Source organism: Streptomyces sp. C, assembly GCF_000158895.1.
Classification (GTDB): Bacteria; Actinomycetota; Actinomycetes; order Streptomycetales; family Streptomycetaceae; genus Streptomyces; species Streptomyces racemochromogenes.
Genome location: NZ_GG657750.1, coordinates 3304913 through 3321126, shown reverse-complemented (window position 1 = coordinate 3321126; position 16214 = coordinate 3304913). Strand labels below are relative to the sequence as shown.

13 protein-coding genes are annotated in these 16214 nt (G+C 69.9%); 10 read left to right on the top strand and 3 right to left on the bottom strand.

Features of this window, described 5'->3' with window-relative positions; genetic code table 11:
- Positions 1-6 precede the first annotated feature (6 nt).
- Both SSNG_RS14705 and SSNG_RS14700 read right to left on the bottom strand, forming a co-directional pair.
- Entirely contained in the window at positions 7-1263 is a 1257-nt protein-coding gene (locus SSNG_RS14705) for a cytochrome P450 (RefSeq protein ID WP_007264624.1), read from the bottom strand.
- Positions 1264-1339: 76 nt separating this feature from the next.
- Positions 1340-2512, bottom strand: a complete 1173-nt coding sequence (locus SSNG_RS14700; protein ID WP_241695053.1) for a low temperature requirement protein A — start codon at positions 2510-2512, stop codon at positions 1340-1342.
- A 232-nt stretch (positions 2513-2744) separates the two neighbouring features.
- Between SSNG_RS14700 and SSNG_RS14695 the strand changes: the two genes are divergently transcribed.
- The 10 genes from SSNG_RS14695 to SSNG_RS14645 all read left to right on the top strand — a co-directional run bounded on the left by SSNG_RS14695 (position 2745) and on the right by SSNG_RS14645 (position 15579).
- A complete protein-coding gene (locus SSNG_RS14695; RefSeq protein ID WP_007264622.1) occupies positions 2745-4151 on the top strand; it encodes an MFS transporter in 1407 nt (468 codons plus the stop codon).
- A 1312-nt stretch (positions 4152-5463) separates the two neighbouring features.
- The gene (pflB, locus tag SSNG_RS14685; protein ID WP_042803524.1) at positions 5464-7734 is read left to right on the top strand and encodes a formate C-acetyltransferase; all 2271 of its coding nucleotides are present in this window, start codon (positions 5464-5466) and stop codon (positions 7732-7734) included.
- Between the two features lie 145 nt (positions 7735-7879).
- The gene (pflA, locus tag SSNG_RS14680; protein ID WP_007264620.1) at positions 7880-8749 is read left to right on the top strand and encodes a pyruvate formate-lyase-activating protein; all 870 of its coding nucleotides are present in this window, start codon (positions 7880-7882) and stop codon (positions 8747-8749) included.
- Positions 8750-8816: 67 nt separating this feature from the next.
- Complete coding sequence (locus SSNG_RS14675) at positions 8817-9911, top strand: hypothetical protein (protein WP_007264619.1); 1095 nt, start codon at positions 8817-8819, stop codon at positions 9909-9911.
- Positions 9908-12226, top strand: a complete 2319-nt coding sequence (locus SSNG_RS14670; RefSeq protein WP_042801029.1) for a molybdopterin oxidoreductase family protein — start codon at positions 9908-9910, stop codon at positions 12224-12226. The genes SSNG_RS14675 and SSNG_RS14670 overlap by 4 nt, the downstream gene beginning before the upstream one ends.
- 7 nt (positions 12227-12233) lie before the next feature.
- Positions 12234-12833, top strand: a complete 600-nt coding sequence (locus SSNG_RS14665; RefSeq protein WP_042801027.1) for a 4Fe-4S dicluster domain-containing protein — start codon at positions 12234-12236, stop codon at positions 12831-12833.
- Positions 12830-13489 carry a Rieske (2Fe-2S) protein gene (locus SSNG_RS14660; protein WP_007264616.1) on the top strand — a complete coding sequence of 220 codons (660 nt, stop codon included), beginning with the start codon at positions 12830-12832 and terminating at the stop codon, positions 13487-13489. Before SSNG_RS14665 ends, SSNG_RS14660 begins: the two co-directional genes overlap by 4 nt.
- On the top strand, positions 13486-13854 hold the full coding sequence (locus SSNG_RS14655) for a hypothetical protein (protein WP_042801025.1): 369 nt from the start codon (positions 13486-13488) through the stop codon (positions 13852-13854). Before SSNG_RS14660 ends, SSNG_RS14655 begins: the two co-directional genes overlap by 4 nt.
- Before the next feature lie 2 nt (positions 13855-13856).
- Positions 13857-15284, top strand: a complete 1428-nt coding sequence (locus tag SSNG_RS14650; protein ID WP_050779624.1) for a NarK family nitrate/nitrite MFS transporter — start codon at positions 13857-13859, stop codon at positions 15282-15284.
- A 73-nt stretch (positions 15285-15357) separates the two neighbouring features.
- Positions 15358-15579 carry a hypothetical protein gene (locus SSNG_RS14645; RefSeq protein ID WP_007264613.1) on the top strand — a complete coding sequence of 74 codons (222 nt, stop codon included), beginning with the start codon at positions 15358-15360 and terminating at the stop codon, positions 15577-15579.
- Positions 15580-15595: 16 nt separating this feature from the next.
- Here the strand turns inward: SSNG_RS14645 and mscL are convergent, their stop codons facing one another.
- Positions 15596-16108, bottom strand: coding sequence for a large conductance mechanosensitive channel protein MscL (gene mscL, locus SSNG_RS14640; protein ID WP_007264612.1), 513 nt, complete (start codon positions 16106-16108; stop codon positions 15596-15598).
- Positions 16109-16214: the final 106 nt, after the last annotated feature.

Below are 16214 nucleotides of genomic sequence, written 5' to 3'. Positions count from 1 at the left end.
GGCCCCTCACGCCGGATGCTCGAAGGCGAACCGCAGCGAGCGGACCCGGTTGTCGAAGTTCGAGCCCGCCAGATCGGGCAGACCCACCGCCCGCAGCCCCACCGGCCGCGTGAGCAGCTCCCGGAACAGCGCCTTCATCTCCACCCGGGCCAGATGCGCGCCCAGGCAGAAGTGCGGCCCGCCGCCGCCGAAACCCAGATGCGGGTTCGGGGAGCGGGTGATGTCGAACGCGTCGGGATCGGGGAAGACCGCCTCGTCACGGTTGGCCGACGCGTAGTACAGCACCACCTTGTCCCCCGGCCGGAACGGATGCCCGCCCAGCGTGTGCTCGGCCGTCACCGTCCGGCGGAACTGGATGATCGGCGTCGAATGCCGGATCATCTCGTCCACCGCACCGTCCGCGTACTTCTCGAAGTCCGACAGCAGCAGGTCCCGCTGCTCCGGGAAGTCCGTCAGCAGGCTCAGCCCGTGACTGATCGCGTTGCGGGTCGTCTCCACCCCGGCCACCATCAGCAGGCTGAAGAACGCACCCAACTGGCGCGCCCCCAGCGCCTGCCCGTCCACGTTCGCGCACACCAGCGCCGAGATCAGGTCGTCGGCCGGGTTCCTGCGCCGCTCCCGCCCGATGCCCGCGACCATCCGCTGCATCCGCGCCAGGGCCCGCAACCCCCGCCCCGGCATCCGCAGCCGGGCCGCCAGCCCGCGCTCCACACCGATGTTCTCCGACGCGTGGTTGACCCTGTCCGCGATCTCCGCACGGTAGTGCTCCGGGATGCCCATCATGTTGCAGATGACCTCCAGCGGAAGCCGCGAGGACACCGCCGAGACGAACTCGTCAGGCCGCTCCGCCAGGACGTCGTCCACGATCCGGGCCGCCACCGCGTGGATGTCCTCCTCGGCCGCCGCCAGCAGCCGCGGCGTGAACGCCCGCTGCACGATCTTCCGCAGCTGCGCGTGGTCCGGGCCGTCCAGGTTGACCATCGAGTCCCCGAACAGCGCCCGCACCCACCGGGCCGGCTCCGGCGTCGTCACCCCGGGCGCGCTCGCGAACACCTTCGGCAGCCGGCTCGCCTCCTGCACATCGGCGTGCCGCACCAACGCCCAGTGACCGCTCCCCTCGGGGACGAACACCGGGGAGCCCAGCGCACGCAGCCGGGCGAACGCCGCGAGCCGCTGATCGGGAGGCCGCTGCCAGAAACCCGGCTCGGCCAGTTCCCCTCCGGGATCGGTGCCGGAGCCGTGCCGTTGCGGGGGGAGTGTCATGGGGGCTGTCTCTTCCTGTAGCCGTTGTGCTGAGCTGCTGAACGCCTTCGGGGGCGTGGGGGTGACGGCCGGAACCTCAGACTTCGGCACCGACCCGCTCGAACTGCCCGCCGTGCACCGACAGCGTCATCCCGACCACCACCGCGGCCGTCGCCACCAGCCCCGCGTACAGCACCGCGTACGAACCCGCCCACGTACAGGCGAGCAGGGCCAGCGCGGACACCGGCAGCACCAGCTGCTGCGCCGCACCCCGCTTGAAGTGGCGCGAGTGCAGCAACCACACCATCAGCAGGAACAGCGCCGACGGGACGGTCACCGCCGCGTTCGCGGCGACCTGCGACACGTGCGCCTTCCCCACCGCGTGCTCCACCGCCACCTCGATGCCCGCACCGATCGCCGCACCCGACGCGAAGATCAGCAGATGGCCGTAGCCCCACGGGATCGCCTCCCGGTTGCTGTTCAGCCGCTCGTGCATCGGCACCGCGAAGTAGATCCACCACGCGGCGAAGACGATCAACAGCCCGCCCGCCGCGATGGGCAGCAGCTCGCCCAGCGCCTCGTGCTCGTCCAGAGCCGACTTCACCGCCACCGTGCTCGCCGCGATGGTCTCGCCCAGCACGATGATGGTGAACAGCCCGTACCGCTCCACGATGTGATGCGCGTGCCAGGGCGTCTGGTGCTCCCGCTCGGCCAGCACCGGCACCATCAGCTCGGCCATCACCAGCACCAGGAACAGCCAGCGCTTCCAAGCGTCCGGAGCGAACAGCAACCCCACCCAGCCCGCCTGACAGATCACCAGCCCCGCCGCGTACTTCAGCGCCGCCGAACGCGCCGCACCGCTCTCCCCGGCCGCCGCCCGCAACCACTGCGCCGTCAGCGCCACCCGCATGATCAGGTAGCCGATGACGGCCACCGCCCAGTCGTTGTCGTCGAAGGCCCGGCTCACCCCCGCCGCGTAGACCAGCACACCGGCGATCTGCACCAGCGTCGCGACCCGGTACGGCACGTCGTCGCAGTCGTAGGCGGACGCGAACCACGTGAAGTTCATCCACGCCCACCACACCCCGAAGAAGACGAAGAAATAGCCGACCACCCCGCTCCCCGGATGGCCCTCCGCCAGCGCGTGCACCAGCCGCGCCCCCGCCTGGGCGATCGCCACGACGAAGCACAGGTCGAAGAACAACTCCAGCGAGGTCGCCGTCCGGTGCCCCTCGTCGCGGCTGCGGGCGGTCATCGGTACGTACGTCATACCGCCCAGCACACCAGGGCCCGGCCCCCCGACCGGCGAGGCGCGCGGCCGACGCCCCCCGGGTACCCCGGGCGGACTCGTACCGGCCCGCCCCGCCCGGCCGTGAGACGAAGGGACCCCGCCCGGCGGGACAAGGTCCCGCCACCCGCACGACGTTCGCCCCTGCCGCCCCCCGCCCCCCGGGACGGAGCCTGGATAAGTCAGGACCCGTCTCAATGTTCAGGACCACGCCATGAGTTCCGCCACGCAGCAAGCGCCACAGGTCCTCGCCGACCCGGCGCAGTACCGCCCGGGCCGCACCATCACGCAGTGGACCCCGGAGGATCCCGCCTTCTGGCACTCCACCGGGAAGAAGGTCGCCACCCGGAACCTGTGGATCGCGGTCCCCGCCCTCCTCGTGGCCTTCGTGGTCTGGCAGGTGTGGAGCATCACGGCGACCAACCTGAAGGACGTCGGGTTCGGCTACTCCCAGTCGCAGCTGTTCTGGCTGACGGCCGTCCCCGGCATCACCGGCGGCACCGCCCGCATCTTCTACACCTTCCTCGGCCCGATGATCGGCCAGCGCCGCTTCACGGCCCTCTCCACGGTGGTCCTGGTCATCCCGCTGCTCTGGCTCGGCTTCGCCGTGCAGGACCCGGCCACCTCCTACACCACCATGGTCGCCATCGCCGCCCTCTGCGGAATCGGCGGCGCGAACTTCTCCTCCTCCCTCGCCAACATCGGCTTCTTCTACCCGAAGCAGGAGAAGGGCAACGCCACCGGCATCAACGGCGGCCTCGGCAACCTCGGCGTCTCCGTGGTCCAGCTGCTCACCCCCATCCTGATCACCTCCTCCGTCCTGGCCATCGGAGCGGGCCAGAAGAAGGCGAACGGCTCGGAGATCTACCTCCAGAACGCCGCCTTCGTCTGGATCCCGGTCCTGGTCGTCCTCGCGGCGGTCGCCTGGTTCGGACAGAACGACCTCAAGGTCGCCTCCACCCCCTTCAGCCAGCAGAAGATCATCTTCCGGCGCAAGCACAACTGGCTGATGACCTGGCTCTACGTCGGCACCTTCGGCTCCTTCATAGGCTTCGCCGCAGCCCTGCCGCTGCTCATCAAGACCACCTTCCCCGCGTACTCGGTCGCCACCTACGCCTGGATGGGCCCCGCCCTGGGCGCACTGGCCCGCTGGGCGGGCGGCTGGATCGCCGACAAGCTGGGCGGCGCCCGGGTGACGATCCTCTCCTTCGTGGGCATGGGCGCATCGATCATCGGAGTCATCAACTTCCTGCCCGCAGGCTCTGACCACGGTTCGTTCCAAGGCTTCTTCCTCTGCTTCCTGGCCGCCTTCTTCTTCTCGGGCATCGGCAACGGCTCGACCTTCCGGCAGATCCCGGTCATCTTCCGGGCGCAGCACCTGAAGGGCCTGACGGAGGGCACGCCGCAGTACGCGGCCGCCCTCAAGCAGGCGGAGATCGAATCCGGCGCCGTGACGGGCTTCACCGCCGGCATCGCCGCCTACGGCTTCTTCTTCATCCCGGCGATGTTCGCCAACTTCTCGGTCACCAGCGCGATGTGGGGCTTCGTCGCCTTCTACGCCAGCTGCGTGGTCGTCACCTGGTGGTTCTACGCCCGCAAGAACGCAGAAGCCCCGAGCTAACCCCGTCCCGAACCCAACCCGGCGCCCCACCCACCCAGCCGAGCCACCCAAAGCCCGAAGCCCCGGCCTCACCTCGGGCATCTCCCGGAGTCGCCGCCCCGGCTCCTCACCCCGGGCGTCCTTCGAAGTCCGACGCCCGGCTCCTCACCCCGGGCGTCCTTCGAAGCCTGCCGCCCGGCTCCTCACCCCGGGCGTCCTTCGAAGCCCGCCGCCCCGGCCTCTCACCCCGGGCGTCCCTCGAAGCCCGACGCCCGGCCCTCACCCGTGGCCGCCCCCCGAAGCCCGACGCCCGGCTCCTCACCCCGGGCGTTGGGTTTTGCCCGGGGCACCGGGTCCCGTCCCTGGCGTCGGGTTTTGCCCCGGACGTCGGGGTTTGATCAGGGCGTCGGTCGGTTGCCCCCGGGCGCCGGATCTGCTCCTCCCGGGCGGGTCCCGTGCTCGGGGTCCTGTTCTGTGCCCTGGGTCGGGTCCGGGTCTCGGGACCGTCAGGCGGCCGGCCCCGACCGGGCCGCCGGGCTGGGGGCGGGCGCGGAGGGCGGCGTCACACGCGGCTCACGCCGTCCGCCGCCCTCCACCGCCGCCCGTCAGCGACGACGTGGACCCGGAGGGCGCCGTCACCCGCCCTCCACCGCCGCCGGCTGCCGTATCACCGAGTCCCCCGTCCCCACCGCCGTGGGCGCCGGCACCGGCACCGCCGCCGGGCCGGGCGACGCCGGCAGTCGGCATCCGCACCGCCCCACGGCCGGGGCGGTCCCGGCAATCCCGCCGAACCTCCTCGCGGCCTCCGCCCGGGCCGGGGCCCGACAGGAACCCCGGCCGCCCGCCGGGGAGGCCGGGTCCACCGCTCCCGGGGCCCCTTCGCGGCCGCCGGCGCGCTGGGCCGCGTACCTCTTCCTCCTCCTCTTCCCCGGCGGGCCGTACGGTCCGTCCTGCACCGGCATCGCGCAGGACAACCCCTGGTTCTTCGCCATCACGTCGCTGCTCATCTCCGCCTCTTCTCTCTCGCGCTCGCGCCGACTTCCTTCATGCTGCCGGGTCCGTTCACGACGTGCGTCGCGCTATCCACAGGCGCCGTCAGAATGCAGATTTTCCGACTTTCAACCTGGCTCTCGAATTCTTGTGAATCCATTCACAAGCGCACTACGGACTATGGTCCCGCCACAACGCCCAGCTCAAAGGCGGCATCAGTGGCCGGCTCGCCGCAGCCGAGGGACTTTCGGGCCTCAGCTCAGGACCATTGCGGCGCCAAATGATCGATCAAACGGCGTGGAATGGACGCAAGCAATGAGGCGACTCGGAGAAGGTGCCGGTGATGACTGCCACCCCTGTGGAGACCACGAAGAACGGCCAGGCCTGGGAAGGGTTCAAGGGCGGCCTCTGGCGCGACGCCATCGACGTCCGCGACTTCATCCAGCAGAACTACACGCCCTACGAAGGCGACGACTCCTTCCTCGCCGGCCCCACCGAGCGCACCACCGCGGTGTGGAAGGCGATCACCGACAAGTTCCCGGAGGAGCGCGAGAAGGGCGTCTACGACGTCGCCCACGACATCCCGTCGTCGATCACCGCCCACGCCCCGGGCTACATCGACCGCGACAAGGACCTGATCGTCGGGCTCCAGACCGACGCCCCGCTCAAGCGCGCGATCATGCCCTACGGCGGCTGGCGGATGGTTGCCGGCGCCCTGGAGACCTACGGCTACCCGGTCTCCGAGGAGTTGGAGAAGGTCTTCACCGAATACCGCAAGACCCACAACGCCGGCGTCTTCGACGCCTACACCACCGAGATCCGCGCCGCCCGCAAGGCCGGCATCGTGACCGGCCTCCCCGACGCGTACGGCCGCGGCCGCATCATCGGCGACTACCGCCGCGTCGCCCTCTACGGAGTCGACCGCCTGATCGCCTTCAAGAAGGACGAGAAGGAGGAGCTGAACTCCCTCCCCGCCGGCAACCGCTCGCTGGAGGAGACGATCCGCCTGCGCGAGGAACTCGCCGAGCAGATGCGCGCGCTGTCCGAACTCAAGGCGATGGCCGCCTCCTACGGCTACGACATCTCCGGACCCGCCGCCACCGGCCGCGAAGCCATCCAGTGGCTGTACTTCGCGTACCTCGGCGCCGTGAAGGAGCAGAACGGCGCGGCCATGTCCCTGGGCCGCACCTCCACCTTTGTCGACATATATCTTCAGCGTGACATCGAGGCCGGCATCCTCACCGAGGAACAGGCACAGGAACTCGTCGACGACTTCGTCATCAAGCTGCGCATCGTCCGCTTCCTGCGGACCCCCGAGTACGACGAATTGTTCTCCGGCGACCCGACCTGGGTCACCGAGTCCATCGGCGGCATGGGAGAAGACGGCCGGCCGCTCGTCACCAGGACCTCCTTCCGCTACCTCCAGACCCTCTACAACCTCGGCCCGGCCCCCGAACCCAACATGACGGTCTTCTGGTCGCCGCGGCTGCCGCAGGGCTTAAAGGAGTTCTGCGCCCGCGTCTCCATCGACACCTCGTCGGTGCAGTACGAATCCGACGAGCTGATGCGCCCGCGCTTCGGCGACGACACCGCCATCGCCTGCTGCGTGTCGGCCATGCCGGTGGGCAAGCAGATGCAGTTCTTCGGCGCCCGCGTCAACGTCGCCAAGACCCTCCTCTACGCGATCAACGGCGGCCGGGACGAGAAGACCGGAGCCCAGGTCGGCCCGCGGACCGGCCTGCCGGCCTCCGACGTCCTCGACTACGACGAGGTCATGGCCAAGTTCGACGAGCAGATGGAATGGCTCGCCGAGACCTACGTCCACGCCCTCAACGTCATCCACTACATGCACGACCGCTACGCCTACGAGCGCCTCGAAATGGCCCTCCACGACCGCGACGTGCGCCGCACCATGGCTTGCGGCATCGCCGGCCTGTCCGTCGCCGCCGACTCGCTGTCCGCCATCAAGCACGCCAAGGTCACCGCGCTGCGCGACGAGAGCGGCCTCGCCACCGACTACGCCATCGAAGGCGAGTACCCGGCGTACGGCAACAACGACGACCGCGTCGACGAGATCGCCGTCCGGCTCGTCGAGGAGTTCATGAGGAAGATCCGCAAGCACGAGACGTACCGGGGCGCCGAGCACACCCAGTCCGTGCTGACGATCACCTCGAACGTGGTCTACGGAAAGAAGACCGGCAACACCCCGGACGGACGCCGGGCCGGCGAACCGTTCTCCCCCGGCGCCAACCCGATGAACGGCCGCGACACCCACGGCTACGTCACCTCGGCCCTGTCGGTCGCCAAGCTCCCCTACGAGGACGCCGAGGACGGCATCTCGCTGACCAACACCGTCACCCCCGACGGCCTCGGCCGCACCCCGCAGGAGCGGATCAGCAACCTCGCCGGCGTCCTCGACGGCTACATGGCCGTCGACGGCTTCCACATGAACGTCAACGTCCTGAACCGCGACACCCTCATGGACGCCATGGAGCATCCGGAGAAGTACCCGCAGCTCACCATCCGCGTCAGCGGCTACGCGGTGAACTTCGTGCGACTCACCCGGGCGCAGCAGCTCGACGTGCTGAACCGCACCTTCCACGGCGCGCTGTAGCGCCGTCCGCAGACCGCGCGGCCCGGGGCCGGGCCCTCACCCCGGCCCCGAGCCACGCACCCCCACCGGACACGCCACGCCACGCGCACCGCACGCACGCACCCGCACGCACTGCACGTGCCGGAACACGACTGGAGCACCTGCCATGACGGTCTACTTCGGTACGAGCCTCCCCGTCGGCCCCGAGAACGCCGCCGTCGTCAGCGCCACCCGCCCCCCGGCCGCCACCGCGCAGCCCCCGGCCACCCCCGCGCAAACCCTCGCCGCCGCCGCGACGCAGCGGCCGAGCGAGGGCTCGGTGCACTCCTGGGACCTGTCCACCGGAGTCGACGGACCCGGCACCCGGTTCGTGACCTTCCTCGCCGGCTGCCCGCTGACCTGCCTGTACTGCCACAACCCCGACACCATGCGGATGCGCAACGGCCGGCGCACCTCGGCCGACGCCGTCATCGCCGAAGCCCGCAAGTACACCCGGTTCATCTCCGCCTCCGGCGGCGGCGCCACCCTCTCCGGCGGCGAACCCCTGCTCCAGCCCGTCTTCGCCGGCGAACTGCTCCACCGCCTGAAGAGCGACCTGGGCCTGCACACCGCCCTCGACACCTCGGGCTTCCTCGGGTCCCGGGCCAGCGACGCGCTGCTGCGCGACGTGGACCTCGTACTGCTCGACATCAAGTCCTGGGACCGGGACACCTACAGGAAGGTCACCGGCCGGCCGCTGGAGCCCACCCTGGACTTCGCGCGCCGCCTCGCCGACCTCGGCAAGGAGGTGCACCTGCGGTTCGTGCTCGTGCCCGGGCTCACCAACGCGCGCGAGAACGTCGAAGGGATCGCCGCCTTCGCCGGCACCCTCGGCAACGTCTCGCGGGTCGACGTACTGCCCTTCCACAAACTCGGCGAGAGCAAGTGGGACGCCCTGGACATGCCCTTCACCCTGCACGACACCCCGTCACCCATCCCCGCACAGGTGGAGGAGGCCAAGGCGGTCTTCGCGGCGCACGGACTGCAGGCCGCATGACCCGTTCGGAGCAATCACAAGCTCCGCATAACGGGCTGAATGGGCATAGATCACCTAGCGTGGTGCTGTGTCCGAGCCCACAGAAGCACTCGCCGCAGCCCCACCCCCCGGGCCGCCCGAGACCCCGCCCCCGGCCGGGCGGTCCGTCACCGCACGCGCCACCGCGGCCGGCGTCGCCGTCTCCCTCCTGCTCATCGCCGCGATCGTGCTGGGCAGCCGCCTCCTGCGGGACTTCGACTCCGCCCTGCTGCCGTACGCCGTCGCCACGGTCTTCCTCGCCTTCGGTGTGGCCTACCGGTACACGGTCTGGGTGTCCGCACCCGGCGCGCGCCGCCTCTTCAGGAAGGGCTTCGGCAGCTTCTTCTCGGCCGCCAACTTCAAGAAGGCGCCCACCGCCCTGCCGAAGATGATCGCCACCTACCTCGGCTTCCAGAAGTTCCTCGGCGCCCGCTCACGCGCCCGCTGGGCCGCCCACCAGCTGATCTTCTGGGGCTGCCTGCTCGCCGCCGCGATCACCTTCCCCCTCACCTGGGGCTGGTTCACGTTCACCTCCGGCAGCGGCTCCGGACCCGGCTACGAGATGCGGATCTGGGGCTTCAAAGTCCTCGGCTTCAACTCGCTCGACATCCTGGGCTGGCTGATGTTCCACGGCTTGGACATCGCCGCCGTCCTCGTCATCCCCGGAGCCTCGTACTTCCTGTGGCGCCGCATGAAGGACCGCGGCGCCATCACCGGCCAGCGCTTCGCCTACGACCTGCTCCCGCTGATCTGTCTGATCGTCATCTCGGTGACCGGGCTGCTGCTCACCTTCTCGTCGATCTTCCTGCACGGCGGCGGCTACGAGTTCCTGGCGATCCTCCACATGGTCTCGGTGGTCCTCACCCTCATCTACATCCCCTTCGGGAAGTTCTTCCACATCGTCCAGCGGTCGGCGGCGGTCGGCATGCAGCTCTTCAAGTACACCGCCCGCCAGGACGAGGAGATCTTCGCCTGCAAGCGCTGCGGCGAACCCATCGACACCACCCCGTACGTGGAGAACCTGCGCGGCACGATGCAGGACCTCCGGCTCGACTTCAACGCCTTCGCCGAATACTGCCCCCGCTGCAAGCGGATCCTGCGCGGCAACGCCTACCTGACCCACGTCAAGAAGGGCTTCAAGTGACCGCGACGGACCCCGCCAAGCCGGTATCCCTGCCCCTCGACCCGGCCATCGCACCGCCCGGCACCCGCAATTTCCGCGACGCCGGCGGCATCCCCGCCGACCGGTGGCACGCCGACCAGAACGGCGAGACCCTCGTCCCCACCCACTGCTGCTTCTGCGGCGTGCAGTGCGGCATGTACCTGCGTGTCGACAACGCCGGCAAGGTCTTCGGCGTCGAACCCCGCAACCACGACATCAACCGCATGCGGCTGTGCCCCAAAGGCATCAACGCCTACCAGCAGGTCAACCACCCCGACCGGCTGACCGCGCCCCTGATGCGCCGCTCCCGCGACGAGGAGTTCAAGGAGGCCTCCTGGGACGAGGCCCTCGACTTCACCGTCTCCGAGATCCGGCGCATCCAGGCCGCCCACGGCAACGACGCCTTCGGGCTGCTCGGCGGTGCCAGCCTCTACTCCGAGAAGACCTACCTCGTCGGCAAGTTCGGCCGGGTCGCCCTCAAGACCAGGCACGTCGACTACAACGGCCGCCTCTGCATGGTCAGCGCCGCCGGCGCCAACAAGCTCGCCTTCGGCATCGACCGCGCCGCCAACCCCTTCTCCGACATCCTCCTCACCGACTGCCTGCTGATCGCCGGGTCGAACGTGGGCGAGTGCTTCCCCGTGATGACCCAGTACGTCTGGGGCGCCCGCGACCGAGGCGCGACCCTGATCGTCGTCGACCCGCGCGAGACGGCCATCGCCCGCACCGCCGACGTCCACGTCCCCATCAAACCCGGCACCGACTCGGCGTTCTTCAACGCAGTGCTCCACGTCATCGTCGACGAAGGCCTCACCGACGAGGCGTACCTCGCCGCCCACACCACCGGCTGGGACGAGGTCAAGAAGACCGTCCAGGAATACCCGCCCGCCCGGTCCGCAGAGATCTGCGGCATCCCCGCCTCCCAGATCGTCCAGGTCGCCCGCATGTTCGCCGGCGCGGACAAGGCGATGGCCTTCCACGCCCGCGGCATCGAACACCACTCCCAGGGCGTCGAGAACTGCCTGTCCGTCATCAACATGTGCGTGGCCACCGGCAACCTCGGCAAACCGGGCGCCGGCTACGGCACCATCACCGGCCAGGGCAACGGCCAGGGCGGCCGCGAACACGGCCAGAAGGCCGACCTCCTGCCCGGCGGCCGCTCCATCATGAACGAGGAGCACCGCCGCCAGATCTGCCGGATCTGGGGCATCGACGAGGCCGACCTCCCGACCGCCGGCACCTCCATGATGGAAATGGTCTGGCAGATGCAGCGGCAGGAGATCCGCGGCCTGATCGGCATCTGCAACAACCCGTTCGTCTCACTCCCCAACTACGGGGCGGTCAAGCAGGGCTACGACACCCTCGACTTCCACGCCCAGTTCGACTTCTTCCTCTCCGAGACCGCCGCCAACGCGCACGTCGTCTTCCCCGTCACCGTCTGGGCCGAGGACGAGGGCGTCATGGCCAACACCGAAGCCCGCGTGGTCAAGCACAACAAGGCACAGGAGCCGCCCGCCGGGGTGCGCACCGACACCTGGGTGATGTGCGAACTGGCCAGACGCCTCGGCGCAGGCGACAAGTTCGACTTCCCCGGCTCCCGAGAGGTGTTCGAGGAACTCCGCATCGCCTCCGCCGGCACCGTCAACGACTACTACGGCATCACCTACGAGCGGCTCGAAGCGACCGGAGGCATCGCCTGGCCCTGCCCGTCCACCGAGCACCCCGGAACGCCCCGCCTGTTCGAGGACGGCAGGACCTACCACCCCGACGGCAAGATCCACATGCAGGTCGTCGAATGGCACCCGCCCATGGACGCCTACACCGAGGAGTTCCCGCTCTCCCTCACCACCGGCCGCACCGTCGCGCACTTCCTGTCCGGCAACCAGACCCGCCGGCTGGGTGCCCTCGTCGAACAGACCCCGCGGCCCTGGGTGGAAGTGCACCCCTCCCACGGATTCCGCGACGGCGACCCCGTCCGGGTGGTCACCCGCCGCGGCAGCGAGGTCTTCCCCGCCCTCGTCACCGAGGCCATCCGCCCCGACACCGTCTTCATCCCGTACCACTGGCCCGTCCCGACAGCGGCCAACGCCCTGACCATCGACGCCCTCGATCCCCGCTCGAAGATCCCCGAGTACAAGGTGTGCGCCGCCCGGATCGAGGCAGCCGAGCGGGTCGACGAGGTGCCCGCACCACCCACGGCCCCCGGCTGCCAGGCCTACCCGCAGACCCAGGTCTCCCGCACCGACCCCCTGCCCCCCACGTCCTCGCAGGGCCGTGGCACGGCGGAGAGGAGCTGACGCCGCCATGATGGGTCGCACGATCTTCATCGACCCCGGCCGCTGCATCGGCTGTCAGGCCTGCGTATCCGCCTGCCGCGAATGCGACTCGCACCGCGGCAAGTCGATGATCCACCTGGACTACACCGACCCCGGCCAGTCCGTCGCCTCGCTCCCCACCGTCTGCATGCACTGCGAGGACCCCGTCGCGCCCTGCGCCGAGGTCTGCCCCGCCGATGCCATCCTCGTGACCGCGGACGGCGTGGTCCAACAGGCCGACACCACACGCTGCATCGGCTGCGCCAACTGCGTCAACGCCTGCCCCTTCGGCGTCCCGAAGATCGACCTCCAGGCGAAGCTCCAGATGAAGTGCAACCTCTGCTACGACCGCACCGCCTACGGCCTGGCCCCCATGTGCGCCACCGTCTGCCCGACCGGGGCCCTCTTCTACGGAACGCTCGAAGAGCTCCAGGCCGAACGCCCCGGCGTCCAGGTCGCCGACTCCTTCGCCTTCGGCGACGTGGTCGTCTCCACCGGCGTGGCCATGGTCGTCCCCGCAGACAAGGTCCAGTGGCCCGTTCCCGGCGGACTGCCCGTCGTCGAGGTGAACGGGGTGGACGTCCGATGAGCGTGACCCAGCAGCCCGCACCCGGCTCCCGACCGGGCCCGGACGCCGGCGGCGACGCCGCCGCCGACCAGCTGCGCGACAGGATCAGCGCCGACTCCCTCACCACCCGCCGCGACTACCTGAGGATCGTCGCCACCGTCTCCGGCGGCCTGGCCATCGGAGGGGTCGGAGTCGCCTCCGGCATCCTCCACCGCCACGGCGACAGCGAGACGATGCCCGAAGCCAAGAAGGTCACCGACCAGCTCGCACCGGGCGAGTCCGTGGCCTTCAGGTTCCCCGGCGACGAGGACCGGGCCCTCGCCGTCCGGCTCGGCGACGGCAGCCTCGTCGCCTACTCCGCCGTCTGCACCCACCTGGCCTGCGCCGTGCTCTGGCGCGAGGACCGCGGCCCCGAAGGAGAGCTGTACTGCCCCTGCCACGAAGGCGTCTTCGACGCCCGCACCGGCGAGGTCACCGCAGGGCCGCCGCCCCGCCCACTCCCGAAGATCTTCCTCACCGAGCGGAGCGACGGCAGCGTCTGGGCCATCGCCACCGCCCGCTCCGGGGAACCCGCCAAGGAAGCCCTGTGCCGGCAGTTCGGCGACTCCCAGCCCGAGACGGCACAGCGCCTGGGCTGCCCCGGCGCGGCCCGCGCCGACGAAAGCAGGCGCACATGAGCGACGCACAGCTACCTCCCCGCCCCGAATACCACCCGGGGAGCACCCAGCCCCGGCTGAACCGGCCGGTCCACGAGCGGTACCCGCAGATCCGCGCCACCAGCGGCTACGGCGACCCGCGCGTCCGGCACACCGGCCCCGGCCCGGGCGCCGGCACCGAACAGGAACCGGAGCGCTCCTCCAAGCTCAACGCCCGACTGGCCCTGGCCCTCACGGTCGTGATCGGGCAGCTCTGGGCCCTGACCGTGACCGTCAACGAGTGGATGAAGGGCAACACCGGCACGGCCTGGTGGGGGGCGGGATTCCTGATCCTGTCCTTCCTCGTCGTGATCGCCCTGTGGCTCCTCGACCCGAAGGACCGATGACCATGTCGATACCCACGCCCACCCCGTCCGCGGTGCGCTCGCACCGCGCCGAGACCTACAAGCCCGGCACCGTCATCGGTGACTGGCGCCCCGAGGACGACGCCTTCTGGCAGGCCACCGGCCGGCGGGTCGCCCAGCGCAACCTCTGGGTGTCCATCCCGGCGCTCATGCTCGGCTTCGTGGTCTGGCAGGTCTGGTCGGTCACCGTCGTCAAGCTGAACGACGTCGGCTTCGGCTTCTCCAAGTCGCAGCTGTTCTGGCTGACCGCCATCCCGGGCATCACCGGCGGCACCTTCCGGATCCTCTACACCTTCATCGGCCCGATCTTCGGCGAGCGGAAGTTCACCGCCTTCAGCACCTTCATCCTGATCGGCCCCATGCTGTGGCTGGGCTTCGCCCTCCAGGACACCGGCACCCCCTACTGGGAGCTGGCCCTCATCGCGGCCGTCTGCGGTATCGGCGGCGCGAACTTCGCCTCGTCCATGGCCAACATCGGCTTCTTCTTCCCCAAGCGGGAGAAGGGCAGTGCCAACGGCCTCAACGGCGGCCTCGGCAATCTCGGTGTGAGCGTCGTCCAGCTGGTCGCGCCGCTGGTGGTCACCGCCGCCGTGCTCGGCGCCCCCGCGGGCGGCCCGCAGCACGACACGAAGGAGAACACGGATATCTGGCTCCAGAACGGCGCCTTCCTCTGGGTGCCGCTCCTGGTGATCATGGCGCTGCTGGCCTGGTTCCTGATGAACGACCTGAAGGTGGCAGCGGCCCCCTTCAGCCAGCAGAAAGTCATCTTCAAGCGCAAGCACAACTGGCTGATGACCTGGCTCTACGTCGGCACCTTCGGGTCCTTCATCGGATTCGCCGCCGGTCTGCCCCTGCTGATCAAGAACAACTTCGAGACGCAGGGCTACCAGGCCACCACCTACGCCTGGATCGGCCCGTTCATCGGCGCGCTCATGCGCTGGGCCGGCGGCTGGCTCTCCGACAAGTTCGGCGGCGCCAGAGTGACCATGCTGTCCTTCGTCGGCATGGCGGCAGCCCTGGTGGTCGTGATCTTCGCGCTGCCGACCGGCGGCGACCAGGGAAGCTTCTGGGCGTTCTTCACCGGCTTCCTGGCGGCCTTTGCCTTCTCCGGACTGGGCAACGGCTCGACCTTCCGGCAGATCCCGGTGATCTTCCGCGAGCAGCACATGCGCCAGGTGGAGGGCCAGGGCCCCCAGGCGCAGGCGGCCGCGCTGAAGCAGTCGGAGATGGAGGCGGGCGCCGTCACCGGCTTCTCCTCCGCCATCGCCGCCTACGGCTTCTTCTTCATCCCCGCGATGTTCGCCGCCATGGCGGTCACCCACGCGCTGTGGCTGTTCATCGGCTTCTACGCGACCTGCCTCGCGGTCTGCTGGTGGTTCTACGCCCGCAAGGGCGCCGAGGCCCCCAGCTGACCCGGGGAGCTGCAGCGGCAGCGGCCGTGACAGAGACCGGGGCCGGGGGCGCGGGCGGCCGTACCCTTGGGGCATGAGCACCGCCCCCGCCTCCGACCCGCAGTCCCCGAAGCCCGAAGCCGGGGCGAAGCCCGAGACGAAGCCGAAGCCCAGGCCGAAGCTCGTCTTCGACGACCCGCTGGACCAGCAGTCCTCGGACGACACCGACCGCGGCTGGGGCGAGCGGCCGCCCGCCGGAGGGAGCGCGGCCGACCTGGCCCGCTTCCTCGACGAGAAGCCCCCGCACCACATCTGATCCTCCGCGGCGGCCGTCAGAAGGCGTCGCGCGCCCCCGGCGTCCCCTGCGCCCGGCTGCTGCCCTCGCCGTTCCCGCTCCGCTGCGCGACCAGGACGTCGCGGATGTCCTTGAGCACCTCCAGCTCGGTGATCTCCATGCTCTCCTGCACGCCCTCCTTCGCCTTGCGGCGCGCCTCCACCCTGGCGAGGTACTTCGCCATGGGCAGGACCATCAGGAAGTACACGACCGCCGCGGTGATCAGGAAGCTGAGCGCGGCGTTCAGCACCGAACCCCACATGATGTTGACGCCGGTCGGCTCGCCCTTCGCGTCGACCCCACAGGGTGCCTTCAGACACGAGGTGTAGACATCCAGGTTCTTGGTGCCGATGGCGCCCACGAGAGGGCTGATGATGCCCTTGACGATGGAGTTCACGATGTTCGTGAACGCCGCGCCGATGACCACGGCCACCGCCAGGTCGACCACGTTCCCGCGCATCAGGAAGGCCTTGAAGCCCGCCAGTACGCTCTCCTTCTTCTTCTCGCTCACGAATGTGCCTTTCCTTGTACCTGCTGTAGACGGAGCCAACGGTTCCGAAAGCTACGGCAGGCACGGCACGGCGTGTCCAATCAGCGCCCCCTCCAGGGCGACTTGA